This is a genomic window from Micromonospora sp. DSM 43699, assembly GCF_055517075.1.
The window spans coordinates 1-24,048 of the sequence record NZ_JBTMMT010000062.1 but is presented as its reverse complement, the minus strand read 5'-3'; the positions used below and the strand labels follow the sequence as shown (position 1 = coordinate 24,048).

Sequence of the window (24,048 nt, the reverse complement as noted above, 5' to 3'; positions counted from 1 at the left end):
ATGGACCTCTTCCAGTACGACTTCATGCAGCGGGCGCTGCTCGGCGCCCTGGTGATCGGGCTGACCGCCCCGGCCCTCGGCATCTATCTGGTGCAGCGGCGGCTGGCCCTGATCGGTGACGGCATCGGCCACGTCGCGCTCACCGGTGTCGGCGCCGGCCTGCTGCTCAACCGCTCACCGGTGCTGGTGGCGGTGGTCGCGGCCATCCTCGGCGCGGTCACCATCGAGCTGGTCCGGGCCCGGGGCCGCACCTCCGGCGACCTGGCGCTGGCGCTGCTGTTCTACGGCGGCATCGCCGGTGGGGTGATGCTGGTCGGCCTCTCCGACGCCAGCAGCGCCAACCTCAACGCCTACCTGTTCGGCTCGCTCACCACCACCTCCCCCGCCGACCTGACCACCATCGCGGTGCTCGGGGCGACGATCGCGGTGCTCATGCTGGCGCTGCGCCCGGCACTCTTCGCGGTCTGCCACGACGAGGAGTACGCCCGGGTCGCCGGGCTGCCCGTCCGGGCGCTGAACCTGCTGCTGGCGGTCGCCACCGCGGTCACCGTCACGATCGCCATGCGGGCGGTCGGCGTCCTGCTGATCAGCGCCCTCATGGTGGTGCCGGTGGCCACCGCGCAGCAGGTCACCAGGGGGTTCCGCAGCACCATGACGGCGGCCATGGCGCTCGGCCTGTTCGCCGCCGGGGCGGGGGTCTGGGTGGCGGCCACCGCCGACACCGCCCCCGGCGCCTCGGTGGTGCTGCTGGCGATCACGTCCTTCCTCGTGGTGGCGCTGGCCGCCGCCGCGTGGCGGGTGCTGCGCCGCCGGGCCGCCCCGGCCGCCGCCACCGTCCAGGAGCCGCACGAGGTGGTGCTCCGGTGACGCCGACCGGCGGACCGTCACCGGTGTTGGTTACCGTTACGGGGTGACCGGCACCCACGGCTACGACGCCTTCGAGGGCGCGGGCGAGCTGCTCCGGGCGCTGTCCGCCCCGATCCGGCTGGCGATCGTCAGCGAGCTCGCCCAGGGCGAGCGGTGCGTGCACGAGCTGGTCGAGCAGCTCGGCGCCCCGCAGCCGCTGGTCTCCCAGCACCTGCGGGTGCTGCGGGGGGCGGGGGTGGTGCGGGGCTCCCGACGCGGCCGGGAGATCGCATACGCGCTGGTCGACGAGCACGTCGCGCACATCGTCGCCGACGCGGTCAGCCACGCCGGGGAGGGTCCGTCGTCCGCCGGTGAGCCGTCGGCCGGGCATGCGGGGGGTGCCGGGCGGCCCGCGTCGTGGCACGCTGTCGGCCGTGAAGATCTACGCTGACCGTTCTCCGGTCGCCCTCCGTCAGTTCCTCACCGACCTCCTCGTCGTCGCCTGGGTCTACGCGGCGGTCCGCTTCGCGCTGTGGTTGTACGACCTGGTGGAGAAGCTAGCCGTACCCGGGCAGAAGCTGGAGGGGGCCGGCGGTGGCCTCGCCGACAACCTGGCCGACGCCGGTGGCAAGGTGGGCCGGGTGCCGCTGGTCGGCGACGAGCTGACCGGGCCGTTCACCAAGGCCGCCGACGCCGCGCGGGCGATGGCCGAGGCGGGCCGCGACCAGCAGGAGCTGGTCGGTCAGCTCGCGTTGGCGTTGAGCCTCGCGGTGCTGGTCTTCCCGCTCGGGCTGGTGCTGTTCGGCTGGCTGCCGCTGCGGCTGCGCTGGATGCGCCGGGCCGCCTCGGCGAAGGCCCTCGCCGCCGTCCCGGCCGGCCGGGACCTGCTGGCCCTGCGCGCGCTGACCAGCCAGCCGCTGCGCCGGCTGACCAGGATCGACCCGGACGTGGCCCAGGCGTGGCGGCGCGGTGACGACGCCACCGTCGACGCGCTCGCCGCCCTGGAGCTGCGCCGACTCGGCCTACGCGCCGGCCGCTAGGCCCGGGGCCGGGCGGTGACCGGCCCTGCGGCTGGCCGGTCACCGCCCCGCCCGCCCTCCCCCTCCGCAACGGGTCCCCCGGCGCGGCCGGTCACCATGCCGCAGCTGCGGCGAGTTGTGCCTTCCCGCCCGAGAGGATTAGATGATGATAAATATATTGCGGTAGGGACCGGTCTGCGTGCGTCGGCGCGGGCGGCCCGGAACGGGAGCGATCCATGCCTTTGATTCGCAGTCGGTCGATCGTCGCGGCCGGGGCAGCCGGCCTGGTGGCGATGCTGGCCGCCACACTCATCGGGCTGCCACCGGCGCAGGCGGCGGCCGGTGACGGCACACCCACTGATGCGAACATCGCGTTCGTCGGCCGCTGGGACCGGAGCAACAGCACCGCGTACGTGCCGAACTGGGCCGGTGCCTACCTGAAGACCGGGTTCACCGGCACCACCGTCAAGCTGCGGCAGCGGCGCACCATCGACCTCTACTACAGCATCGACGGGGCCGACTTGAGGTATCTGACCAACGTCAGCGGCACGGTGAACCTGACCCCGAGCCCGCTGCCCGCCGGCAACCACACGCTGCTGGTGTCGTACCGGGTGGTCGCCGGCTCGTACACCGGGGACGCGGTGTTCCAGGGGCTGACCCTCGACTCGGGCGCGCGTACCCTGCCGGCGGCGGTGCGGCCCCGGCTGATCGAGTTCGTCGGCGACTCCATCACCCTCGGCACCACCTCCTCGCGGACGGCGCTGACCGCGTACGGCTGGCTGACCGGTGAGCAGCTCGGCACCGAGCACACCCAGCTCGGCTACGGCGGGGGCTGCCTGGTGGCGACCGCCGACGGCTGCGTCAGCGTGGCCACCCAGTTCCTCCGGACCGGGTATGCGGCGAACAGCCCGAACTGGGACTTCAGCCGCTACCAGGCCGACGCCGTGGTGATCAACCTGGGCACCAACGACCGCAGCCACGGGGTGAGCGGTGCGGACTTCCAGAACCAGTACGCCACGTTCATCCGTACCGTGCGGGGCAAGTACCCGCGCGCGGCGATCTTCGCGCTGCGCACCTTCAGCGGCCGGTACGCCGCGGAGACCGCCGCCGCCGTCACGGCGGTCACCGGTGGCGGGGACCGCAACGTGTTCTATGTGGACACCACCGGCTGGCTGCCCGCCGACGGGTTGAGCGACTCGGTGCACCCGAACGACGCCGGTCACCGGGCGATCACCGCCCGGCTCGCCCCGATCGTCGCCGCGAAGCTGACCACCACTCCGACGCCGACCCCCACCACCGCACCGCCCACGACCACCCCGCCCACGACCACACCGCCCGTGACCACGCCGCCGGTCACCACCGCACCGCCCACCACCCCGCCCGTGACCACCCCGCCGGCCGGCGGGACCGGGTGCGGCGTCGGTTACGCGGTCACCGGGCAGTGGCAGGGCGGTTTCCAGGGCGAGGTGACGATCCGCAACACCGGCACCACCCCGATCGCCGGCTGGACGCTCCAGTGGACGTTCGCCGACGGCCAGCGGGTCAGCCAGGCGTGGAACGCCAGCTACACGCAGAGCGGCGGCACCGTCCGGGCGACCAACGTCAGCTGGAACGGCACGATCGCGGCCGGGGCGACGGTGAGCTTCGGATTCCTGGCCGACGCCACCGGCGCGAACAGCCGACCCACCGGGTTCGCCCTCGACGGCACCGCCTGCGCGGTCTCCTGACGGTCCGCCGTGGTCCGGGTGACCCCGCCACCCGGACCACGGCGGCCGGGGCCGCCCGCTGCGCAGTGCCGACCGCACCCCGGCCGGGGCAGTTCGCACCCGCCCGGCCGGGGCGCTACCATCCGCCCGGCCGGGCCGGGACGCGTCACCGCAGGTAGGCCGAGAGGCCGAGCTGCTGGTTGCGGAGGGCGGTGGCGACCACACCGGCGATCTGCCGGGCTCCGGCCGTCTCGAAGTGGGTGTGGTCGGCGCAGAAGAACGCCCCCACCGCGCCCGAGTTGTAGTCGCCGTTGTTCGGGCAGAGCCGCAGCGTGTTGTAGAGCGTGTAGCTCAGTTTGTGCAGGTCGATGACGGGGACGTTGTTGGCCCGGCCCGCGTCGAACGTCTCGGTGAGGAAGCCCCGGTTGCCGACGGCGGTGCTGCCCGAACAGGTGATCGCGGCGGCCGGGGTGAGGAAGACCGGGTACGCGCCGCGCTGCTGGGCCGCGCGGGCCATCACGCCGAGCAGTTCCTTGTAGCGCGCGGAGCCGACGTGCCGGTTGCAGGTGGCGCTGCCGTCGTTGATGCCGAACTGGATGAACAGGTAGTCGCCTGCCTTCATCCCGCCGTTGGCGTTGAGCATGGCCTGCCAGCGGGTCGAGTAGGTCTGCGGGTTGACCACGCACTCGCCGGCAGAGTTCATCGTGGTGGTGACGTTCGGGTCGTACAGCCAGGTCTGGATGCTGCGCCCGCCGACCGCGCTGTTGACCACCGTGGCGTTGCCGTTGAAGTACTGGCCGAACTGGTTGCCCCAGCCGACCGGGCAGACGGTGCCGGAGGACGGGTTGGCGACCGTGGAGTCGCCGGCCAGCCACACGGTGACCGGCCGCTGCGCCGAGGGGGTCGGGCTGGGCGTCGGAGTGGGCGTGGGCGTCCGGGTCGGGGTCGGGGTCGGGGTGGGCGTCGGGGTCGGGGTGGGCGTCGGGGTCGGCGGGGTGGACGGCGGCGGGCAGGGGGTGGCGGTCGGCGTCGCGCCGGTGCAGGAGACCCCGTTGAGCGCGAACGCGGTGGGCACCGGGTTGGCGGTGGTCCACGCGCCGTTGAAGCCGAAGCTGACGCCTGCCCCGGTCGCGATGGCGGCGTTGTAACCGGCGTCCTTCGCGCTGACCGCCGTCCCGTTCTGGGTGACCGTGGCGTTCCACGCCTGGCTGACCTGCTGGCCGGTGGCGAAGGCCCAGGTGAGCGTCCAGCCGGAGACCGGGTCGCCGAGGTTGGTGACCGTGACGTCCGCACCGAAGCCGCCCTGCCACTCGCTGGTGACCTTGTAGTCGACCCGGCAGCCGGTCGCGGCGGCGGTGGCGGCCCCGCTCGCCACGGCCACCCCGCCCGCGAGGACCGCCAGAGTGATCACGCCAAGTCCGGCGGTACGCCGCCGCGCTGCTCTCATCGTCCGCTCCTCGTCGGTGGTGCCGGGCCGGCGTCGGCTGCCCGTGTGGGCCACCGCACGCGCCCCTTCGACGGGGCGGAGTCGGCCACACGCCCGGGACGAGGCGTGACAGTTATCGATGTTACTCGATATCAGTCGCCCCGGTTCCACGATGTCCACCGTCGTACGACGAGCACCGCCCCACCCCTCGTCTAGGGTGGGGCGGTGCTCTACTTCCTGATCGTCGTCGCCGTGCTGCTGCTGGCGTACGCCGCCGTGCTGGTCAGCTTCGTCAGGCGCGGGCGCAAGATCCCGCCGCAGGCGTACCTGGTGCTGGCGCTGCTCAACGGGCTCATCCTGGCGGCCGTGCTGGCCTGGGCCGTCGCCCGCTGACGAACGGACGGCGACCGGCCGAGGAGCCGGTGGACCGCCACGCCATCCCGCCCGCCGCACCCGTTCCGCGCGGCGGGCGGGGTCAGTCGCCGGTCAGCACGATCGGCTCGTCATCGTCGTCGTCGATGTCGTCGTCACCCCAGTTGCGCCGGACGAACGGCAGGACCACCCAGAACGTCAGGAACCACAGGCCGGTGATCACGGTGAGCACCACGGCGATGCCGGTGTCCAGCACGAAGTCGGCGATCAGCAGGACCGCGCTCACCATGGCGACAAGCATGAAGGCCAGACCACCGGTGGCCATCCGGTGGGCGAAGCGGACCAGCTCCGGCTTGCGACCCTGCCGGAACAGCGCCCGGTGGAAGGCGACCGGCGAAATGATCATCGCGGTGGCCGCGGCGGCGGACAACAACGCGAGGATGTAGACGTCCCGCTGGAACTCGCTGGTCCGGGTGAACCCGTTGCTGAACGGCAGGGTCAGCAGGAAGGCGAAGAGGATCTGCACGCCGGTCTGGGCGACCCGCAACTCCTGGAGCAGATCGGCGAAGTTGCGCTGCCAGCGCTGCTTCTCGGATTCCTTCGACACGGGCGACCTCCGGGGTGAGACGTACGGCCGGCGGGGGCGTCCCCGTCGGCAGCAACGCCTGTGCCCCATCGATACCTGCCCGAAACCGATTCACGACCCCGGCCCCGCAAGATCGCGCTCGATCCATGTTGTAGTGGCCTCCCGCCGCACGGATACCACGACAACCAGGAATCGAGTACCACGACAACCAGGATCGAGTACCACGACAACCAGGATCGAGTACCACTACCACCAGGATCGAGCGTGACCCGGCTCCCCGGCAACGCTCAGACCGCCCCGCGCACCCGGGCCAGGATCGCCTCGGCCAGCGGGCCCGGGGCCTCGTCCGGGATCCAGTGGGTGACCCCGGGCAGCACCACGAAGCGGTAGTCCCCCGACACGTGCCGGGCGCACGCCTGCGCGGCGGTACGCCCCACGGCCACGTCCCGGTCGCTCCACACGTAACTGGTCGGCACGGTCACCGGGCCGACCGCCTTCAGGTCCCGCCCCGACATCGCCCGGTACCAGTTCAACGCGCCGGTCAACGCCCCCGGCACCCGCATCGGCCCGGCGTACCGGGCCACCCGGGCGGGGTCACCGACGCCGGCCAGCATCCGGCGCAGCACCGCCGCCCGCCAGGCCAGCAGCACCCGCTCCGCCAGCCCCGCGCGGCGGAACAACGCCATGTACGACGAGCGCGCCCGCTGCCCCCGGTCGGCGGAGAGCGCGTAGCCGAAGGCGGCCGGATGTGGCACCGAGACCGCGGTGAGGGTGCGCACCCGCTCCGGATGCCGGGCGGCCAGCGCCCAGGCGACGATCGCGCCCCAGTCGTGCCCCACCACGTGCGCGGCGTCGACGCCCAACTCGTCGAGCAGCGCCACCGCGTCGGCGACCAGCTCCGGCAACCGGTAAGCGGCCACCCCGGCGGGCCGGGCGTCGGGCGAGTAGCCCCGCTGGTCCGGGGCGTAGGTGCGCAGCCCCGCGGCGTGCAGGGCGGGCACCACATCGTCCCACTCCCCGCCGTGCTGGGGGAAGCCGTGCAGCAGCAGCACGACCGCGCCGCCCTCGGGGCCACCGGCCCGTACGTCGAACGTGAGCCCTCGCGCCGGTACCCGCATGACCGGCAGCCTACCCAGCCCCGACGGCGCCGCACCCCGGGCGGACGCCCGGCGGTGGTCGCGACCCGGACGCCCGGCGGACCGGCGTCGACTGCCGGGAACCGTGGCCTGCTGGGTCGTTGCCGCAGGTCGGTGCTAGCGTCTGCCGAGACAACTTCACATCCGACAGGGGAGCGCACAGCGCTGAGAGTGCGGGCATCGCCCGCAGACCCTCGAACCTGATCTGGGTAATGCCAGCGCAGGGAGTTCGGTCGACCTCCAGCCGCGCCGCCGTCCGGCAGCCGCCGGGCGCGGCGTGCGTCTTCTCCTGGTTCGATCACTGGACTGGGAGCACCGACATGAAACACACCGACAGCAACCGGTGGCGCACCATCGACATCGTGGTCGCCGCCGTGATCGCCGTGGCCTTCGGCGTCATCTTCTGGGCCTGGGGCCTGGTCTGGAAGGCCGCCGACCCGGCGTTCGCCGCCGCCCCGGCCAGCCAGGCGGTGATGTACGGCGTCTGGCTGGTCCCGGCGGTGCTCGGCGGCCTGGTGATCCGCAAGCCCGGGGCGGCCCTGTTCTGCGAGGCCGTCGCCGCCACCGTCTCCGCGCTGCTCGGCGCGGAGTGGGGCGGCATCACCATCGTGCAGGGGCTGATCCAGGGTCTCGGCGCGGAGTTGGCCTTCGCCGCGTTCCGCTACCGGTCGTTCCGGCTGCCGGTGGCGGTGCTGGCCGGCGCGCTGACCGGGCTGAGCGCCGCCCTGTTCGACTTCTTCGTCTGGAACGCCGAGTACGCCCTGACCAGCTACCGGCTGCCGTACGCGGCGCTGACGGTGCTCAGCGCCGCCGTCGTCGCCGGGGTCGGCGGCTGGTACCTGACCCGCGCGCTGGCCGAGACCGGCGTGCTGGACCGGTTCCCCTCCGGCCGTGACCGCACCCTGGTCTGACCTTCCCTGGCGATCATGGAGGTGCCGGCGACGTGGCGAGTGTGAGGCTGGTCGGCTTCGGCTGGCGGCACGCCGGTCGGCGGGCCTGGGCGGTACGCGGGGTGGACCTGCGGATCGACCACGGGGAACGGGTGCTGCTGCTCGGGCCGTCCGGGGCCGGCAAGAGCACCCTGCTGGCCGCGCTGGCCGGGCTGCTGCCGGCGGACTCCGGCGAGCAGGAGGGCACCGTCGAGATCGACGGCCTCGACCCGGCCAAGGCCCGCGAGCGGGTCGGCACCGTCTTCCAGGACCCGCAGTCCCAGTTGGTGATGGCCCGCAGCGGCGACGACGTCGCGTTCGGCCTGGAGAACCGGGGGGTGCCCGGCGACGAGATCTGGCCCCGGGTGGACGAGGCGCTGCGCCGGGTCGGTTTCCCGTACCACCGGGACCGGCCCACCGCGGCGCTGTCCGGCGGCGAACAGCAGCGACTCGCCCTGGCCGGCGTGCTGGCACTGCGCCCCGGGCTGCTGCTGCTCGACGAGCCGACCGCCAACCTCGACCCGGCCGGCGCGGAGCTGGTGCGCGGGGCGGTGGCCGGCGCGCTGGACCCCGACACCACCCTGGTCCTGGTCGAGCACCGGGTCGCCGACGCCCTCGCCCTGGTCGACCGGGTGGTGGTGCTGGCACCCGGTGGCGGGGTCCGGGCGGACGGGCCACCGGAGACGGTCTTCGCCGCACACGGTGCCGCGCTCGCCGCCGAGGGGGTCTGGGTGCCCGGACACCCCACCGCGTCCCGCCCGGCCGCCGGGCCGCCGGGCGGGGAGTTGCTCACCGCCGACCGGCTCGGCCTGCCACCCCGGCTGGCCCCCACCGACCTGGCGGTACGTGCCGGCGAGGCGCTCGCCGTCCGGGGCCCCAACGGGGCCGGCAAGTCCACCCTCGCGCTGCTGCTCGGCGGCTTGCTCCGCCCCGGCGTCGGCCGGCTGGCCGGCACCTCCGCGCTGGCCGACGGGGACCCCCGCCTCCCACCGCACCGCTGGCGGGCCCCCGCCCTGGCCGGCCGGATCGGCTCGGTGTTCCAGAACCCGGAGCACCAGTTCGTCACCGGCACCGTCCACGACGAGCTGGCCCTCGGCCCCCGCCGGACGGGCCGCCCCGAGCCCGCCGTCCGGGCCACCGTGGACGAGTTGCTGGACCGGCTGCGGCTGACCCGGCTCGCCGGCGCCAACCCGTACACCCTCTCCGGTGGGGAGGCCCGGCGGCTCAGCGTGGCGACCGCCCTGGCCACCGCGCCCCGGCTGCTGATCTGCGACGAACCCACCTTCGGCCAGGACCGGCGGACCTGGGGTGAGCTGGTCGACCTCTTCGCCGACCTGCGCGACGCAGGGCACGGCGTGGTCACCGTCACCCACGACACGGACTTCGTCGCCGCGCTCGCCGACCGGACGGTCACCCTGTGCCCCACCCGGGAGGGACCGTGATCGGTTTCGCACCTGTCGCCCGGCCCGGTGCGCCGCTGGCCCGGCGCAACCCGGTGGCGAAGCTGGCGGCCGGGCTGGTCTTCTCGTTCCTGCTGGTGGCCAGCCTCGACCCGGTCGCACCGGCGGTGGCGATCGCCGTCGAGCTGGCGTTGCTGCCGCTGTTCGGCATCCGCTACCGGGTGCTGGCCCGCCGCGCACTGCCGCTGCTGGCCGGGGCCGCCGGCATCCTGGTCACGCTGGTCCTGTTCGCCGCCGACCGGTCCGGCCGGGTGCTGTGGGAGGCCGGGCCGCTGCTTGTCACCTCGGGGGTGGTGGTCACCGCGCTCGGGCTGGTGCTGCGGATGTTCGCGGTCGCCCTGCCCGGGGTGATCGTCTTCGCCACCACCGATCCGACCGACCTGGCCGACGCGCTTGTCCAGAACGCGAAGGCCCCGGCCCGGTTCGCCATCGGCGCGCTTGCCGCCTTCCGGCTGGTGCCGCTGCTCGGTCAGGAGTGGCAGATGTTGACCATGGCCCGCCGGGCCCGGGGCGTGGACGCCGGCCGCAACCCGCTGGCCCGGCTGCGACTCTTCGTCTCCACGGCGTTCGCCCTGCTGGTGGGCGCGATCCGACGCGGCACCAGGCTGGCGGTGGCGATGGACGCCCGGGGCTTCGACGCCGGCACCCCGCGCACGGTGGCCCGCCGGCAGGTGTTCCGCCCGGCCGACTGGCTGCTGGTCGTCGGCGCGGCGGCGCTGGCCGGCGGCGCGCTCGCGGTCAGCGTGGCGCTCGGCACCTTCCGCCCCCTGATCGGCTGATCCACTCCCACCCGGTCCATCGCCCCACCGGGCATGCCGGGCGGCCAGGCACCCGGACCGCCGGGACACGCCGGCACCACTGTGCCGAAACAGCGGTGTCCGGGGTCCGGACACCGCTGTTTCGGCGATCTGGTGCGGGATGTCCCCGCCGGGGGCGGATCAGCTGCGCCGGAAGGCGTACCGGCGGTTCTGGCCCTGGGCGGTGGTGGAGCCGGACCGGACCGACCGGCCCGACCGCGACGGCGGCGGGGGCGGGGGCGACCGGACGACAGCGTCCGGGTGGGCCGATGCGAAGGCGAGGGGGACCGGGTGCGCGGGCGTCACGGTGAGTGCCGCGAGCGCCGCCGGGTCCACCTCCACCGGCTTCGGCACGGGACGACGGGACCTCTTCGGACTGCGTTTGGCGGGCATACGCTGCCTCCTGTACGTGCGGAGGACCACACCGCCAGCAAACGGCGGGCGGGCGGTCGACGGACGGGATCGGCTCCGGACGACCGGCCACGAGTCATCCCCTGCCAGGAGGGGTGGGAGACGCGGACGCCCGAGCACGCGGACCCGCGGCCACGGCGGCGGGTCGGCTCTGGAGAAAGGGCGTCAGATGCGCATGCCGTCACGTTAGCCGGCCCCCGCGCCCGACGCATCCGTTTTTCCCGACGGCCGTTCCCGGCCCGACGACCGTTCCAGGGCCCGACGGCGGACACCCCGACGACCGCGCCGCCCCACGGCGGACACCAGACGGTCATCCCGGCCCGGCGGCGGGCGGCCCCTGCCGCGCGGACGCGACCACCCTGTGACACTGGGTGGACGGCGGCTGCCGGGCGTAGGGGGCACGCGATACCGTCGCAGCACACAGGTGACGTGAGAGGTGGCGGGTACGAGATGACGCAACAGGCGACGGCGCAGATCGGCGTGACCGGGCTGGCGGTGATGGGTCGCAACCTGGCCCGGAACCTGGCCCGGAACGGGTTCACCGTGGCGGTGCACAACCGCTCCCCGGAGCGCACCCGCAGCCTGGTCGCCGACCACGGTGACGAGGGCACCTTCGTGCCGTCCGAGTCCCTGGCGGACTTCGTCGGCTCGCTGGAGCGGCCCCGCGCGGTGATCGTCATGGTCAAGGCGGGCGGCCCCACCGACGCGGTCATCGACGAGTTGGTGCCGCTGCTGGAGGAGGGCGACATCGTCGTCGACGCCGGCAACGCGCACTTCGCCGACACCCGCCGCCGGGAGGAGACGCTGCGCGAGCACGGGCTGCACTTCGTCGGCACCGGCGTCTCCGGCGGCGAGGAGGGCGCGCTGCTCGGGCCGAGCATCATGCCGGGCGGTTCGGCGGAGTCCTACCAGAAGCTCGGGCCGATCTTCGAGAAGATCGCCGCACAGGTGGACGGCGTCGCGTGCTGCCAGCACGTCGGCCCCGACGGTGCCGGTCACTTCGTCAAGATGGTGCACAACGGCATCGAGTACGCCGACATGCAGCTCATCGCCGAGGCGTACGACCTGCTGCGGGCCGGGTTGGGGGCGAGCCCGGCGGAGATCGCGGAGATCTTCCGGGAGTGGAACACCGGCGAGCTGGAGTCGTTCCTCATCGAGATCACCGCCGACGTGCTGGCGCACACGGACGCCGCCACCGGCAAGTCCTTCGTCGACGTGGTGCTCGACCAGGCCGAGCAGAAGGGCACCGGCCGCTGGACGGTGCAGATCGCCCTCGACCTGGGCATCCCGATCACCGGTATCGCCGAGGCGACCTTCGCCCGGTCGCTGTCCGGCCACGCCGGCCAGCGTGAGGCCGCCCGCCGCACCTTCGGCGACGCGGGCGAGAAGTGGCAGGTCGACGACCGGGACGCCTTCGTCGAGGACGTCCGGCGGGCGCTGCTGGCCAGCAAGATCGTCGCGTACGCGCAGGGCTTCGACCAGATCCGGGCCGGCAGCCGCGAGTACCACTGGGACATCGACCTGGGTGGCACCGCCACCATCTGGCGGGGCGGCTGCATCATCCGGGCCCGCTTCCTGGACCGGATCCGGGAGGCGTACGACTCGCAGCCGGAGCTGCCCACCCTGCTGGTCGCGCCGTACTTCGCCGACGCGGTGAGCGACGGCGTGCCGAGCTGGCGTCGGGTGGTGGCCGACTCGGCGCGGGCCGGCGTGCCCACCCCGGCCTTCTCCTCGTCGCTCGCCTACTTCGACGCGCTGCGCGCGGAGCGGCTGCCGGCGGCCCTGATCCAGGGCCTGCGGGACAACTTCGGCGCGCACACCTACCACCGGGTCGACCGGGAGGGCGCGTTCCACACCCTGTGGGCGACCGCCGACCGCTCCGAAGTGGCCGGCTGACCAGCCCGTCGTCCCCGGCGTGCCGCGGTCTCCCCCCAGCGGGGGCACCGCGCTCACCGGACCGGCACCAGTGCCACGCGAACGCCCCGCCGCCCCGGTGAAACGGGGTGGCGGGGCGTTCGCCGTGAGGTCGGTGGTGACCGCTGGTCACCGGGGAAGCCGGTGGCGGGTGGTCACCAGAACCGACGACGCCGGGCGGCCTTCTGGGGGCGCAGCACGTCGGCGCCCTTGGACAGCAGCCGGCTCACCCCGCTGGGCCCCCGACGGGACTCCAGGGTGTGGCTCAGCCGACGGGCGCCGGCCGCGGCCAGCGGCACGGCGACCGCCATGACCGCCCACTGCGCGATCCGCTTCTGAATCATGTGTGCTCACCTCCGCGATCTGGCTGCCTGCGGAGGTGGTACCCCGCCGGCGAGATCACCAATCGCAAGGCGGGGCGACGGTCAGACAGTCGGGGCGACCGGGTTGGGCAGCGCCCCGCCGAAGCGACGGTCCCGCTGGGCGTACAGCTCGCAGGCGTACCAGAGGTGGCGACGGTCGAAGTCCGGCCAGAGGGTGTCCAGGAACACCAGCTCCGCGTACGCCGACTGCCAGAGCATGAAGTTGGAGATCCGTTCCTCACCGGAGGGGCGCAGGAAGAGGTCGACCTCGGGGACCTCCGGGTGGTAGAGGTACTTCGCCACGGTCTTCTCGGTGACCTTGGCCGGGTCGAGCCGGCCGGCGGCCACCTCCCGGGCGATCGCGGCGGCGGCGTCGGCGATCTCGGCCTGGCCGCCGTAGTTGACGCAGAACTGGAGGGTAAGCGTCGAGTTGCCCCGGGACATCTCCTCGGCGGTCTGCAACTCGGAGATGACGCTCTTCCAGAGCCGGCCGGCCCGCCCCGACCAGACCACCCGCACCCCCAGGTCGACCAGCTGGTCGCGGCGGCGGCGGATGACGTCCCGGTTGAAGCCCATCAGGAACCGGACCTCGTCCGGCGAGCGCCGCCAGTTCTCGGTGGAGAAGGCGTACGCCGACAGGTAGGGCACGCCCAGCTCGATCGCCCCCTCGACGGTGTCGAAGAGGCTGTGCTCGCCCTGCTCGTGGCCCCTGGTGCGGGGCAGGCCGCGTTCCTTGGCCCATCGGCCGTTGCCGTCCATCACCACCGCGATGTGCTTCGGCAGCGCCTCGACGGGCAACGCCGGCGGCCGGGCACCCGACGGGTGCGGTGTCGGCGGCGTCGGCGCCCGCCGGCCGGCCCTCAACGATCGGATCACTCGGTCATCCCCCTGTCCACGCCCTCCACGCCGACCCGGGGCGGCGGCACCGGACCGCTCCCCGCGCCACCCGGCGACCCACCCCGGTCGACCAGCGGCAGCGAGCGTAACGCGCGTTCCAGGTGCCACTGCAGATGCGCCGCGACCAGGCCGCTGCACTCCCGGCGTACCCCGGTCTCGGTGGCGTCGGCGACCTGCCAGTCGCCGCTGGTGAGGGCGGACATCAGGTCGATGGTGGCCGGTGCCGGGTGGGCCGCGCCGGGCGGCCGGCAGTCCGGGCAGACCGCACCCCCGGCCGGTACGGAGAACGCCCGGTGCCGCCCCGGCGTGCCGCAGACGGCGCAGGCGGTAAGCGCCGGCGCCCAGCCGGCCAGGCTCATCCCGCGCAGCAGGTAGGCGTCGAGCACCAGCGTGGTGGCGTGCTCCCCCCGGGACAACGCCTTCAGCGCGCCGAGGGTGAGCTGGAACAGCCGCAGCGACGGCTCCCGCTCGACGGGGGTGAGGCGTTCGGCGGTCTCCGCGATCGCGCTGGCCGCCGTGTACCGGGGGTAGTCCCCGAGGAAGCGCTTGCCGTACAGGTCGATGCCCTCGACCTGGCTGACGCTGTGCAGCGAGCTGCCGGTGTTGCCCTTCGGGTCGCCGGCGAGCTGGAGGTCGACGTGGCCGAACGGCTCCAACCGGGCGCCGAACTTGCTCGTGGTGCGGCGTACCCCCCGGGCCACCGCGCGTAGCCGGCCGTGCCGGCGGGTCAGCAGGGTGATGATCCGGTCGGACTCGCCCAGCTTCTGCACGCGCAGCACCACCGCGTCGTCGCGGTAGAGCTGTCGGCGGTACCCGGCCATCGGGTCATTCTCCCTCGGGGTGGGAAATCAGGGTCGGCTCGGGGTGGGTCGGTGCTTCGCCCCGGATGTGCCGCAGGTGGGGACGGTCGTAGGTTGCTCGGCATGGCTCTTCCCCGCAGCACGGTCGCCCTGGGCGCGACCGCCGCCCTCATCCTCGCCACCGGGTGCGACACGCTGGCGTTCCGGCGGCTGGACTTCGACACCACCGAGGCGGCGAAGATCGCCCGGATCACCGTACGGCCCGGATCCGGGGACGTGGTGGTCCGGGCGACCGGCCCGGCCACCGGCGTACGCGTCAAGCGGGTGGTCCGTTACCAGGGTGACCAGCCCGACACCACGTACGAGATCACCGGGGACGAGTTGGTGCTGGACACCGACTGCGGTTCCCGCTGCTCGGTGTCGTACGACGTGACCGCCCCGCCCGGGGTGCGGGTGCAGGGCGAGGCCGGCTCCGGCGACGTGGAGCTGGCCAGGATCGGATCGGTCGACTTCACCCTCGGCTCGGGCAACATCCGGATCGCCGACGCCAGCGGCACGGTGCGGGCGGAGACCGGGTCGGGCAACATCGAGGTGGTCAACGTCGCCGGCCCGGTCGACCTGCGGGCGGCCTCCGGCGACGTCACCGGCACCCGCCTCGGCGGCGACGTCTCCGCCGAGACCGGTTCCGGCAACATCACGCTCATCCTGGACAAACCGGCCTCGACGCGGGCCCACGCCGGCAGCGGGGACGTCGAGCTGACGGTGCCGGCCGGCCGGTACCGGGTGAAGTCGAACGTCGACTCGGGGGATGCCGAGATCGGGGTCACCAACGATCCGGCCGCACCGCTGTTGCTGGACCTGGACGCCGGCAGCGGGAACGTGACAGTCGCGCAGCGGTGACCGGCCGGCGTACCTCACCGGCCCCTGATCTCGACGGTGCCGGCCTCGGCCACCCGGGGGGCCGGGACGCCGACCGGCCCGGTGCCGGGCGACGCCGTCGCCGGCCGGGACGGCCGGCGGCCGGGGACCAGTTCGGGACGGCGGCCGGCGGCCACGTCCTCCACCCAGCCGACCAGCAGGGTCACCACTCCGACCAGCAGGAAGACCAGCACCACCCGGATCGCCAGCCCCCACGGGTCCCGGGGCGACCAGCCGACCAGACCCACCAGCGGGGTCAGCGCCACCACGAAGGGCATGTGCCACAGGTAGACGGTCAGCGCGCGCCGGTTCGCCACCGTCACCAGCCGGCCGAAGATCCGGTTGCGATCGACCCAGGCGGCGGCGGCCGGGGCCCGCCCGATGACGACCAGGATGAACGCCGCCGACCACAGGGCGTTGCCCAGCGGTATGTCGTTGAGGTCGTAGCCGCGTGGCCCGGGGTGGGTGAGGATCCACGCCCCGCCGGCCCCGGCCAGCAGCAGCGCCACCGCCACCAGCACCCGGCCGGCCAGGCGACGCAGCAGACCGTCGTGGTGGGCGAAGCCGAGCAGCCAGGCGCCGAAGTAGAGGCCGAAGTCGCGCAACACCGCCGAGGTGGTCGGCAGGATCCCCACCTCGATCGCGACAATCAGCAGGTAGGGGGCGGCCAGGGTGGGCAGCGGGGCCCGGCGGAAGAGCCAGAGCGCCACCGGGGAGGCGAGCACGAACCACAGGTAGTCCCGCAGGTACCAGATCGGGCTGAGCGCGAGCGCACCCCAGTAGTTGGCCGGCGGGTCGGTGATCGGGAACAGCCAGATCAGCACCCGGGGGGTGAACTCCAGCCCGGTGAGCAGCATGGCCGGCACGAAGATCACCGCCAGCACCCAGAGCGAGGGCAGCAGGCGGCGCAGCCGACGCCCCAGTGCGGCACCGCCGGACCGGTCCAGCGACCCCGCCATCAGCGACCCGGCCAGGGCGAACATGACCGCCATGGCCGGGAAGACGAGCGTCAGGCCGGCCAGCCCGGTGACGTGGTAGACCACGACCCGGACGATGGCCAGGAAACGGAGCAGATCCAGATATCGATTGCGCATCAGACTGCATCTATGTGGGGGGCGGGATGGATGTCCCCTACCCTGCAAAGCCAGCCTGTGAAACAGCTGCTAATTCGGGCCTGACGTGAAAATTCCCATATCAGTGCCCGATGTCGGCCGGGTCAGAAACCCAGCTTGCGCAGCTGCTTCGGGTCGCGCTGCCACTCCTTCGCCACCCGCACGTGCAGGTCCAGATAGACGCGGGTGCCGAGCAGTTCCTCGATCTGCTTGCGGGCGGTGGTGCCGACCTCCTTGAGCCGGCTGGCCTTGTGGCCGAGCACGATCGCCTTCTGGCTGGGCCGCTCGACGTAGACGTCGGCGTAGATCTTCATGAGCTGCCCCTCGGGGATCATCTCCTCCACCACCACGGCGATGGAGTGCGGCAGCTCGTCGCGGACCCCCTCCAGGGCGGCCTCCCGGATCAGCTCGGCGACAAGCACCTGCTCCGGCTCGTCGGTGAGCATGTCGTCCGGGTAGAGCTGCGGTGACGGCGGCAGGTAACCGGTCATCACGTCGACCAGGGTGTCCACCTGGTGCCCGGAGACCGCGCTGACCGGGACCACGGCCGCGAACTCGGCCAGCTTGCTGACCGCGAGCAGCTGCTCGGCCAACCGTCGCTTGTCGACCAGGTCGGTCTTGGTGACCACGGCGAGCACTGTGGCCTTCAGCTCGCTCAGCTCGCCGCTGATGAACCGGTCCCCCCGGCCCACCGGCTCGTCCGCCGGGATGCAGAGGCCGATCACGTCGACCTCCGTCCAGGTGGTGCGGACCAGGTCGTTGAGGCGCTCGCCGAGCAGCGTCCGGGGCCGGTGCAGGCCCGGGGTGTCCACCAGCACCAGCTGCGACTCCGGCCGGTGCAGCACCGCCCGGATCACGTGCCGGGTGGTCTGCGGCTTGTTCGAGGTGATCGCGATCTTGGTGCCGACGATCGCGTTGGTCAACGTCGACTTGCCGGCATTCGGCCGCCCGACGAAACACCCGAAACCCGCCCGGTACGGTCGCTGCTCCACGCCCGTCACTCGACCACCGTGCCGAGGACGGTCCCGTCCGGCGCGGCCACGTGGATCGGCGCGTCGGCGGCCAGGTCCCGCACCGCGGCGTGCCCGGCGCCGTCAAGCGTCGACGCCTCGGTCACCACCACCGCCGCCTCCAGCCGGCTCGCCCCCGCCGCCGCCGCCGAGGCGACCGCGAGCTGGAGCGCCGTGACTGTCAACGAGGGCAGCGAGACGCTCGCCGCGGCGTACGTCCGGCCGTCCTGGTCGCGGACCGCCGCGCCCTCCACGGCAGCCACCCGGGCCCGGGCGCCCCGGGCCAGCACGACCAGCTTGCCGTCCTCGGCGCTCAACTCGGCCGGGTCGGACGGGGTGGGCCGGGCGGCCGGCACGGCAGGTGTCTCAGGCATCGGCGGGTTGCCTCTCCTCGGTGCTGTTCTGGTTGTCACGGGAATCGGGCCCGCCGGTCGACGGGGCCCGGCTGACCAGCACGCTGTCTATCCGGTTACGCCGGCCGGTGGTGCCCTCGGCGACCAGCTTGAGGCCAGCCACCTCGGCGTCGGCACCCGGGATCGGCACCCGACCGAGGGCCTGCGCCAGCAGCCCACCGACCGTCTCCACCTCGTCGGTGGGCAGCTCGGTGTCGAACAACTCGCCCAGGTTCTCCACCGGCAGTCGGGCGGTGACCCGCACCGCACCGTCGGCCAGGTGCTCCACCGGCGGGCGCTCGACATCGTACTCGTCGGTGATCTCGCCGACGATCTCCTCCAGGATGTCCTCGATGGTGACCAGACCGCCGGTGCCGCCGTACTCGTCGACGACGATGACCAGATGGTTGCGGGCGGCCTGCATCTCCGACAGCAGGTCGTCGACCGGCTTGGACTCCGGCACGAAGGTGGCCGGCCGCATCAGCTCGGCCACCGGGGTCTGGTGGGCCCGCAGGTCACCACCCCGGGTACGCCGGATGAGGTCCTTGAGATAGAGCACGCCGAGCACGTCGTCGACGCTCTCGCCGATCACCGGAATGCGGGAGAAGCCGGACCGCAGGAAGAGCGCCAGCGCCTGGGAGAGCGTCTTGCCCTCCTCTATCCACACCATCTCGGTACGCGGCACCATCACCTCCCGGGCGATGGTGTCGCCGAGCGCGAAGACCGAGTGGATCATCTGGCGTTCGCCGTGCTCCACCACCCCGCGCTGCTCGGCCAGGTCGACCAGTTCCCGCAGCTCGACCTGGGTGGCGAACGGCCCCTCCCGGAAACCGCGCCCCGGGGTGACCGCGTTGCCGATCAGGATCAGCAGCGAGGCGAGCGGGTTGAGCGCCCGACCCAGCCACCTGACCAGCGGCGCCACCGCCCGACCCACCGCGTACGCGTGCTGCCGGCCCAGGGTGCGCGGGGCCACCCCGACCACCACGAAGCTGACCACTGTCATCGCCCCGGCGGTCACCAGCGCCGCCCGCCAACCCGCGCCGAAGCTGTCCACCGCCACCAGGGCGACCAGGGTGGTGGCGGTCAACTCGGCGAGCAGCCGGAGCAGCAGCAACAGGTTGAGGTGGCGGACCACGTCACCGGCGACCGCCTGGAGGGTACGCGCGCCGCGCGCCCCGTCCCGGGCCAGTTCGGCGGCGCGGGCCGGGGAGACCGCGGCCAACGCGGCCTCGGTCATCGCGATCAGGCCGGCGAGTACCACCAGCCCGGCCGCGAAGAAGATCAACTGTAGATCGGGAAGGCCGGCGGTCGGACCGGCCGCGAATATTTCCATCACCGGGACCGGGTCGACCGCCAGCTGGCCAGCAGCCGGGCCTGGAGGGCGAACATCTCCCGCTCCTCCTCCGGCTCGGCATGGTCGTAGCCGAGCAGGTGCAGCACGCCGTGCACGGTCAGCAGGTGCAGCTCGTCGGCGGCGGCGTGCCCGGCGGTGGCTGCCTGCTTGGCCGCCACCTCCGGGCAGAGCACGATGTCGCCGAGCAGGGCCGGTTCACCGCCGGCCGGGGCGCTCTCCCCCGGACCGTGGTCGACGCTGCCCTCGTCCATGGGGAAGGCGAGCACGTCGGTCGGGCCGTCGCCGCCCATCCAGCGATGGTTCAGCTCGGTCATGTAGCCGATGTCGACAAGCAGCACGGACAGCTCGGCGAGCGGGTTGACCCCCATCTCGTCGAGGGCGTGCCGGGCCACGGCGAGCACGGAGTCGGTGTCGACCTCGGCACCGGACTCGTTGGCGATCTCGATGGACAACTGTCTTCCTCTGATTGGTTAGCGGCGCCGGCCGGCCCGGCCGCCCTGGGCGGTCCGCCCCGGCACGGCGTGCACGCCCTGCGCCTGCTGGTTCTCCCGCTCGTCCCAGCGGGCGTACGCGTCGACGATCTCCCCGACCAGCCGGTGCCGGACCACGTCCGAGCTGGAGAGCTGGGCGAAGTGCACGTCCTCGACGTTCTCCAGGATCTCCCGGACCACCCGCAGCCCGCTGGCCGTCCCACCGGGAAGGTCCACCTGGGTGACGTCACCGGTCACCACGATCTTGGAACCGAAGCCGAGCCGGGTGAGGAACATCTTCATCTGCTCGGGCGTGGTGTTCTGCGCCTCGTCCAGGATGATGAAAGCGTCGTTCAGGGTGTTGTGGGTGACCAGGAAGTCGTCGGTCACGTACAACGAGTCCTCCGCCGCGACCTGGATGCACATCGTCTCCTGCACCCCGGCCGGGATGATCGAGTCGATGAACCGCATCGGCCGTCCGCCACCGTGCTCGTCGTACTGCTGGCGCTTGCGGGCCAGTCGGAACGGCGGGACACCGGCCGGTAGCCGGATCTCCACGACGTAGGCGTCGGCACGACACGGGACCGGACGCCCGTTGGCCAGACCGGGCTTGCGTCCCTCGGCCTCCCGTACCCGCCAGGTCGCCACCCCACCGAGCGACTGGACCAGGTGGACGACGTCGTCCCGCAGCCGGGCCGACGTCGTCGAGTACTGCACCCGACAGGTGCGCCCCGCCTGGACGACCGGCCCCCCGTCAGTGTCCAGCAGCCCCTGCAGGACGGCCAGCCGGACGTCGAGACTGTTCTGCAAATAGACGTCGGGCACGAACTTGGTCCCCGACTTCGCACCGGCGAGGCCCAGTTCGCGGAGCGCGAGCGTCATCGGATTGGCGACGATCACCCCGCCCCGGTGACCGTTGACGTGCCGGAGCACGTAGTCGTAGTTGTTCCTGCGCACCAGCTCGATGTCGGGCAGCGCTGCGTCGAGCGCGTCGGCCAGCTCCGGGTCGGCGGTGCTGAAGGCCGGGGTGGTCCGCGACGAGATGCTGCCGTCTCCGAGCAGCAGACCGAGGGCGTACGGGTCGAGCGGAACGTCCTGCGACTCGAGCTGCACCGGTGCCACGACCGGAAGCTCGTACCGGCGGATGTGACCCCGCCGTTCCTTGCCGATCATCTCGTGCGTCTCGAGGGTGCGCCGACCGCCGCGCCGCTTGTCCTCCGGGGTGGCCACCGTCCAGAGGTGTTCACCGCAGCAGAGGGTGGAGGCCCCGTCCTGCGTGGTGACCCGGTAGACCTGCTTGGGGCCCTGCGGGTAGATGCCGATCACCGGCGTGGGCGTCCCGTTCGCGCCGATGACCAGGTCACCGACCCGCAGCGACCCGAACGGTCGGAAACCCTCCGGAGTCAGCACCTGTGCGTCGTACGGCTGTGCGCGACCCCGCATATACGCCAGCGGCGCGACCTCGATGGTGCCGGCGGCCATCAGCTTCGGGATGGTCTCCGGGTCGAGCATGTCGTGCAGCGCGTCGTAGAGCGGGCGCAGGTAGGGGTCGATCTTCTCGTTCAGGGTGCCCGGCAGGAAGCCCAGCCGCTCGCCCGCCTCGACCGCCGGCCGGGTCAGGATGATCCGGCTGACCTGCTTGGCCTGAAGTGCCTGGACGGCCTTCGCCATCGCCAGGTAGGTCTTGCCGGTGCCGGCCGGGCCGATGCCGAACACGATCGTGTTGGCGTCGATCGAGTCGACGTAGGTCTTCTGGCCCAGCGTCTTGGGGCGGATGGTGCGCCCGCGCCGGGAGAGGATGTTGAGGGTGAGCACCTCGGCGGGCCGCTCGGTGCCGCCCTGCTCGAGCATGCCGACGGTACGCCGGACAGCGTCAGTGGTCAGGGTCTCGCCCTTCTCGATCAGTTCGAGCAGCTCGCTGAAGAGACGCTCGGCGAGAGCGTTGTCCGCGGGCGCACCGGTGATGGTGATCTCGTTGCCGCGTACGTGCACGTCACTGGTGACCGAACGTTCGACGAGTCGCAGGATCTCGTCGCCCGCGCCGAGCAGGTTGACCATGATCTTGGCATCGGGAACCGTGATCCTGGTCTGCACCCGGGGCGGGCCGGGAGGTGGGGTGCCGGTCATAGATCGGGCCGTGGGGCCCTGCGCCACCTGCTTCCATCTCGCGCCGTGCCCTACCGGCGCGGCGTGCGGACGATACTCCCATCGTATCCGCTCCGCACCGGCGGCACCGCGTCCATTTCCCCGCCCCTTCCGGCCGACCCGTCAGGCACGGAAGTCGTACCTGTCGAAGGTCTCCTGGTGGCGGGTGAAACGGTAGGTGGCCCAGTGCATCCCGACCACCTTCCCGTCGGCGTCCCGGGTGAGCCGCAGCAGCTCCCCGATCTCCCGCCCGGCGACGGTCCGGAACACGTCCGGGGATTCGGGCATCGGCGCGAAGACCGCCGGCGGCCTCCCCGCCGGGTCGTCCGCACCCCGGGCCCGCAGCGCCCCGTCGTGCCAGAAGAAGACGTACTCGAAACCCTCGCCCCACCAGCGGCCGAGCAGCCCGCGCCACGGTCCGGGCGCACCCGGACCGGGCTCCCACGGCTCGATGTCCGCCGGGGCGTGCTCGGCCGAGGCGACGAGCAACCGGTGCGGGAGCTCCAGTACCTCGCTCGCCGTGCCCGAGGAGGCGAGCACCGCGCAGCCCATCGCGCCCGCCGTACCGGCACCGCCGCGCCGGCCGTACACGCCGGCCAGGAAACCGGGCATCGCCCCGTCGTGCCCCACGTGCACCACCCGGTCCGGATACGTGACCAGGATCAGTCCCAGCCCGAACCCCGCCGACCAGGCGGTCTCGTCGGTGGTGGTCACCGGCCAGCGCATCTCGTCCAGGGTGGTCGCGGCGAGCACCGCCCCGGTCGGATCCAGCGCTGTCGGGTCGGCCAGGAACGCCGCCCAACGGGCCATGTCCGTCGCGGTGCTCCACAGCTGGGCGGCCGGGCCGACCGCCCCGAAGTCGGTCGGCGGTTCCGGATGCGCCTCGTCGGAGTACGCGTCGACCAGGAACCCGGTCGCCGCCGACGGCCCCGGGTCGACCGAGGTGTCGGCCAGCCCCAGCGGGGTGAGCACCCGTGCGGCGAGCACCTCCGCCCAGGTGCTGCCCCGCAGCACGCCGACCAGCCGACCGAGCAGCGCCATCCCCAGGTTGGAGTAGTGGTAGCGGCGACCGGTGGGCAGCACCCGCTCGACCCGGATCAGGTCGGCGACCAGGTCGTCCACCTGCGGCGCGCGCAGCGTGTCCCAGACGTCCCCGTACGGCTCGCGTTGCAGCCCGGCGGTGTGCGAGAGCAACCGGCGTACGGTCAGCTCGCCGTGCGCCGGCAGCTCCAGGTGCCGGCTCAGCGGGTCGTCGAGGTCGAGCAGCCCGTCGTCGCGGCACTGCATCACCAGCACCGAGGTGAAGGTCTTGGTGACCGAGCCGATCCGGAAGCGGGTCGCCGGGCCGAGCACGGTGCCGTTGCCGGTGCCGCCGACCTGGTAGGTCCAGAGCGCACGGTCGGCCCGGTGCAGCGCCACCGCCAGGGCGGGCACCCGAGCCTGCGCCTGGACCTGCTGGACCATCCGCTCCAGCCGGTGGTGCACCCCCGCCCCGTCGACGCCCGTCCCCGCCTCGGGCGACACCCCCGGCCCCGGGCCGTCAGGCGTCACGCGTCCCGACCCTCGACCGTCACGTGCCCCCCATCCACGGGCGTCATGCCAGGTCCCGGGCCAGCATCGGGCCGAGGGGTGCGCCGCCGAGCAGGTGGGCGTGCACGTGGAAGACCTCCTGGCCAGCGTACGGGCCGGTGTTGAACATCAGCCGGAACCCGTCGCCGGTCAGTCCCTCGTCCTCAGCCACCGCGGCGGCCGTGGCCAGCACCTCACCGGCCAGCCCCGGGTCACCCTGGGCGAGCGTCGCCACATCCGCGTAGTGCTCCTTGGGGATGACCAGCACGTGCACCGGCGCTTTCGGACCGATGTCGCGGAAGGCGAGGGTGGTGCCGGTCTCCCGGACGATGGTGGCCGGGATCTCCCCGGCGACGATGCGGCAGAACAGACAGTCGTCTCCCATCCCACAAGTCTAAAGACCACCCCCGCCCACCC

The 24,048-nt window shown here is 73.0% G+C and carries 23 protein-coding genes, 4 pseudogenes and 1 riboswitch; of the genes and pseudogenes, 10 read left to right on the top strand and 17 right to left on the bottom strand.

Features of this window, described 5'->3' with window-relative positions; translation table 11 throughout:
* From AC0AIB_RS24475 to AC0AIB_RS24460, 4 genes and pseudogenes are all read left to right on the top strand, one after another.
* The gene (locus tag AC0AIB_RS24475; RefSeq protein ID WP_328343874.1) at positions 1 to 867 is read left to right on the top strand and encodes a metal ABC transporter permease; all 867 of its coding nucleotides are present in this window, start codon (positions 1 to 3) and stop codon (positions 865 to 867) included.
* Positions 868 to 910: 43 nt separating this feature from the next.
* Positions 911 to 1,213, top strand: a pseudogene (locus AC0AIB_RS24470) (ArsR/SmtB family transcription factor); the annotation flags it as partial.
* A 67-nt stretch (positions 1,214 to 1,280) separates the two neighbouring features.
* A complete protein-coding gene (locus AC0AIB_RS24465) occupies positions 1,281 to 1,886 on the top strand; it encodes a hypothetical protein (RefSeq protein WP_328343873.1) in 606 nt (201 codons plus the stop codon).
* 215 nt (positions 1,887 to 2,101) lie between these two features.
* Positions 2,102 to 3,592 carry a cellulose binding domain-containing protein gene (locus tag AC0AIB_RS24460; RefSeq protein WP_465097553.1) on the top strand — a complete coding sequence of 497 codons (1,491 nt, stop codon included), beginning with the start codon at positions 2,102 to 2,104 and terminating at the stop codon, positions 3,590 to 3,592.
* Positions 3,593 to 3,737: 145 nt separating this feature from the next.
* Here the strand turns inward: AC0AIB_RS24460 and AC0AIB_RS24455 are convergent, their stop codons facing one another.
* A complete protein-coding gene (locus AC0AIB_RS24455; RefSeq protein WP_465097552.1) occupies positions 3,738 to 5,018 on the bottom strand; it encodes a cellulose binding domain-containing protein in 1,281 nt (426 codons plus the stop codon).
* 204 nt (positions 5,019 to 5,222) lie between these two features.
* Here AC0AIB_RS24455 and AC0AIB_RS24450 point away from each other — a divergent pair, with 204 nt between their 5' ends.
* Complete coding sequence (locus tag AC0AIB_RS24450; RefSeq protein ID WP_176734845.1) at positions 5,223 to 5,390, top strand: hypothetical protein; 168 nt, start codon at positions 5,223 to 5,225, stop codon at positions 5,388 to 5,390.
* 82 nt (positions 5,391 to 5,472) lie between these two features.
* Here the strand turns inward: AC0AIB_RS24450 and AC0AIB_RS24445 are convergent, their stop codons facing one another.
* Both AC0AIB_RS24445 and AC0AIB_RS24440 read right to left on the bottom strand, forming a co-directional pair.
* On the bottom strand, positions 5,473 to 5,976 hold the full coding sequence (locus AC0AIB_RS24445; protein WP_328343866.1) for a DUF6328 family protein: 504 nt from the start codon (positions 5,974 to 5,976) through the stop codon (positions 5,473 to 5,475).
* A 266-nt stretch (positions 5,977 to 6,242) separates the two neighbouring features.
* A complete protein-coding gene (locus tag AC0AIB_RS24440) occupies positions 6,243 to 7,073 on the bottom strand; it encodes an alpha/beta fold hydrolase (protein ID WP_328343864.1) in 831 nt (276 codons plus the stop codon).
* A gap of 157 nt (positions 7,074 to 7,230) precedes the next feature.
* Positions 7,231 to 7,336: riboswitch (TPP riboswitch) on the top strand.
* A 75-nt stretch (positions 7,337 to 7,411) separates the two neighbouring features.
* Between AC0AIB_RS24440 and AC0AIB_RS24435 the strand changes: the two genes are divergently transcribed.
* From AC0AIB_RS24435 to AC0AIB_RS24425, 3 genes are read left to right on the top strand one after another with little or no spacing between them, the layout of a single operon-like run.
* On the top strand, positions 7,412 to 8,002 hold the full coding sequence (locus tag AC0AIB_RS24435; RefSeq protein ID WP_328343862.1) for an ECF transporter S component: 591 nt from the start codon (positions 7,412 to 7,414) through the stop codon (positions 8,000 to 8,002).
* Positions 8,003 to 8,034: 32 nt separating this feature from the next.
* The gene (locus AC0AIB_RS24430; protein ID WP_465097551.1) at positions 8,035 to 9,462 is read left to right on the top strand and encodes an ABC transporter ATP-binding protein; all 1,428 of its coding nucleotides are present in this window, start codon (positions 8,035 to 8,037) and stop codon (positions 9,460 to 9,462) included.
* On the top strand, positions 9,459 to 10,259 hold the full coding sequence (locus AC0AIB_RS24425; RefSeq protein ID WP_328343858.1) for an energy-coupling factor transporter transmembrane component T family protein: 801 nt from the start codon (positions 9,459 to 9,461) through the stop codon (positions 10,257 to 10,259). Before AC0AIB_RS24430 ends, AC0AIB_RS24425 begins: the two co-directional genes overlap by 4 nt.
* A gap of 159 nt (positions 10,260 to 10,418) precedes the next feature.
* Here AC0AIB_RS24425 and AC0AIB_RS24420 read toward each other — a convergent pair whose 3' ends face one another.
* A complete protein-coding gene (locus AC0AIB_RS24420) occupies positions 10,419 to 10,631 on the bottom strand; it encodes a hypothetical protein (protein WP_328343856.1) in 213 nt (70 codons plus the stop codon).
* A 507-nt stretch (positions 10,632 to 11,138) separates the two neighbouring features.
* Between AC0AIB_RS24420 and gndA the strand changes: the two genes are divergently transcribed.
* The gene (gene gndA, locus AC0AIB_RS24415) at positions 11,139 to 12,584 is read left to right on the top strand and encodes an NADP-dependent phosphogluconate dehydrogenase (protein ID WP_328343854.1); all 1,446 of its coding nucleotides are present in this window, start codon (positions 11,139 to 11,141) and stop codon (positions 12,582 to 12,584) included.
* A 173-nt stretch (positions 12,585 to 12,757) separates the two neighbouring features.
* Here the strand turns inward: gndA and AC0AIB_RS24410 are convergent, their stop codons facing one another.
* The 3 genes from AC0AIB_RS24410 to recO form a co-directional block, all read right to left on the bottom strand.
* The gene (locus tag AC0AIB_RS24410; protein ID WP_328343852.1) at positions 12,758 to 12,946 is read right to left on the bottom strand and encodes a hypothetical protein; all 189 of its coding nucleotides are present in this window, start codon (positions 12,944 to 12,946) and stop codon (positions 12,758 to 12,760) included.
* 81 nt (positions 12,947 to 13,027) lie between these two features.
* Positions 13,028 to 13,840, bottom strand: coding sequence for an isoprenyl transferase (locus AC0AIB_RS24405; RefSeq protein WP_328343851.1), 813 nt, complete (start codon positions 13,838 to 13,840; stop codon positions 13,028 to 13,030).
* Positions 13,837 to 14,682, bottom strand: coding sequence for a DNA repair protein RecO (gene recO, locus AC0AIB_RS24400; RefSeq protein ID WP_328343849.1), 846 nt, complete (start codon positions 14,680 to 14,682; stop codon positions 13,837 to 13,839). The genes AC0AIB_RS24405 and recO overlap by 4 nt, the downstream gene beginning before the upstream one ends.
* Before the next feature lie 102 nt (positions 14,683 to 14,784).
* Here recO and AC0AIB_RS24395 point away from each other — a divergent pair, with 102 nt between their 5' ends.
* Positions 14,785 to 15,561, top strand: a complete 777-nt coding sequence (locus tag AC0AIB_RS24395; protein ID WP_328343847.1) for a DUF4097 family beta strand repeat-containing protein — start codon at positions 14,785 to 14,787, stop codon at positions 15,559 to 15,561.
* A 14-nt stretch (positions 15,562 to 15,575) separates the two neighbouring features.
* Here AC0AIB_RS24395 and AC0AIB_RS24390 read toward each other — a convergent pair whose 3' ends face one another.
* The 10 genes and pseudogenes from AC0AIB_RS24390 to AC0AIB_RS24345 form a co-directional block, all read right to left on the bottom strand.
* Positions 15,576 to 16,673, bottom strand: a complete 1,098-nt coding sequence (locus AC0AIB_RS24390; protein WP_465097550.1) for an acyltransferase family protein — start codon at positions 16,671 to 16,673, stop codon at positions 15,576 to 15,578.
* Between the two features lie 122 nt (positions 16,674 to 16,795).
* The gene (gene era, locus AC0AIB_RS24385) at positions 16,796 to 17,692 is read right to left on the bottom strand and encodes a GTPase Era (RefSeq protein WP_328343843.1); all 897 of its coding nucleotides are present in this window, start codon (positions 17,690 to 17,692) and stop codon (positions 16,796 to 16,798) included.
* Positions 17,689 to 18,075 carry a cytidine deaminase gene (locus AC0AIB_RS24380; protein WP_328343841.1) on the bottom strand — a complete coding sequence of 129 codons (387 nt, stop codon included), beginning with the start codon at positions 18,073 to 18,075 and terminating at the stop codon, positions 17,689 to 17,691. The genes era and AC0AIB_RS24380 overlap by 4 nt, the downstream gene beginning before the upstream one ends.
* Complete coding sequence (locus AC0AIB_RS24375; protein ID WP_465097556.1) at positions 18,068 to 19,450, bottom strand: hemolysin family protein; 1,383 nt, start codon at positions 19,448 to 19,450, stop codon at positions 18,068 to 18,070. Before AC0AIB_RS24375 ends, AC0AIB_RS24380 begins: the two co-directional genes overlap by 8 nt.
* Complete coding sequence (gene ybeY, locus AC0AIB_RS24370) at positions 19,426 to 19,899, bottom strand: rRNA maturation RNase YbeY (protein ID WP_328343839.1); 474 nt, start codon at positions 19,897 to 19,899, stop codon at positions 19,426 to 19,428. The genes AC0AIB_RS24375 and ybeY overlap by 25 nt, the downstream gene beginning before the upstream one ends.
* An 18-nt stretch (positions 19,900 to 19,917) precedes the next feature.
* Positions 19,918 to 20,277: pseudogene (locus tag AC0AIB_RS24365) on the bottom strand (PhoH family protein); the annotation flags it as partial.
* Between the two features lie 264 nt (positions 20,278 to 20,541).
* A pseudogene (locus AC0AIB_RS24360) lies at positions 20,542 to 20,799 on the bottom strand (LAGLIDADG family homing endonuclease); the annotation flags it as partial.
* Positions 20,800 to 21,297: 498 nt separating this feature from the next.
* Positions 21,298 to 22,044, bottom strand: a pseudogene (locus AC0AIB_RS24355) (PhoH family protein); the annotation flags it as partial.
* A gap of 141 nt (positions 22,045 to 22,185) precedes the next feature.
* Positions 22,186 to 23,526: a serine hydrolase domain-containing protein gene (locus AC0AIB_RS24350; protein WP_328348691.1), complete on the bottom strand. Its 1,341-nt coding sequence runs from the start codon at positions 23,524 to 23,526 to the stop codon at positions 22,186 to 22,188.
* Positions 23,527 to 23,656: 130 nt separating this feature from the next.
* Positions 23,657 to 24,016 carry a histidine triad nucleotide-binding protein gene (locus tag AC0AIB_RS24345; RefSeq protein ID WP_328343838.1) on the bottom strand — a complete coding sequence of 120 codons (360 nt, stop codon included), beginning with the start codon at positions 24,014 to 24,016 and terminating at the stop codon, positions 23,657 to 23,659.
* Between the last annotated feature and the right edge of the window lie 32 nt (positions 24,017 to 24,048).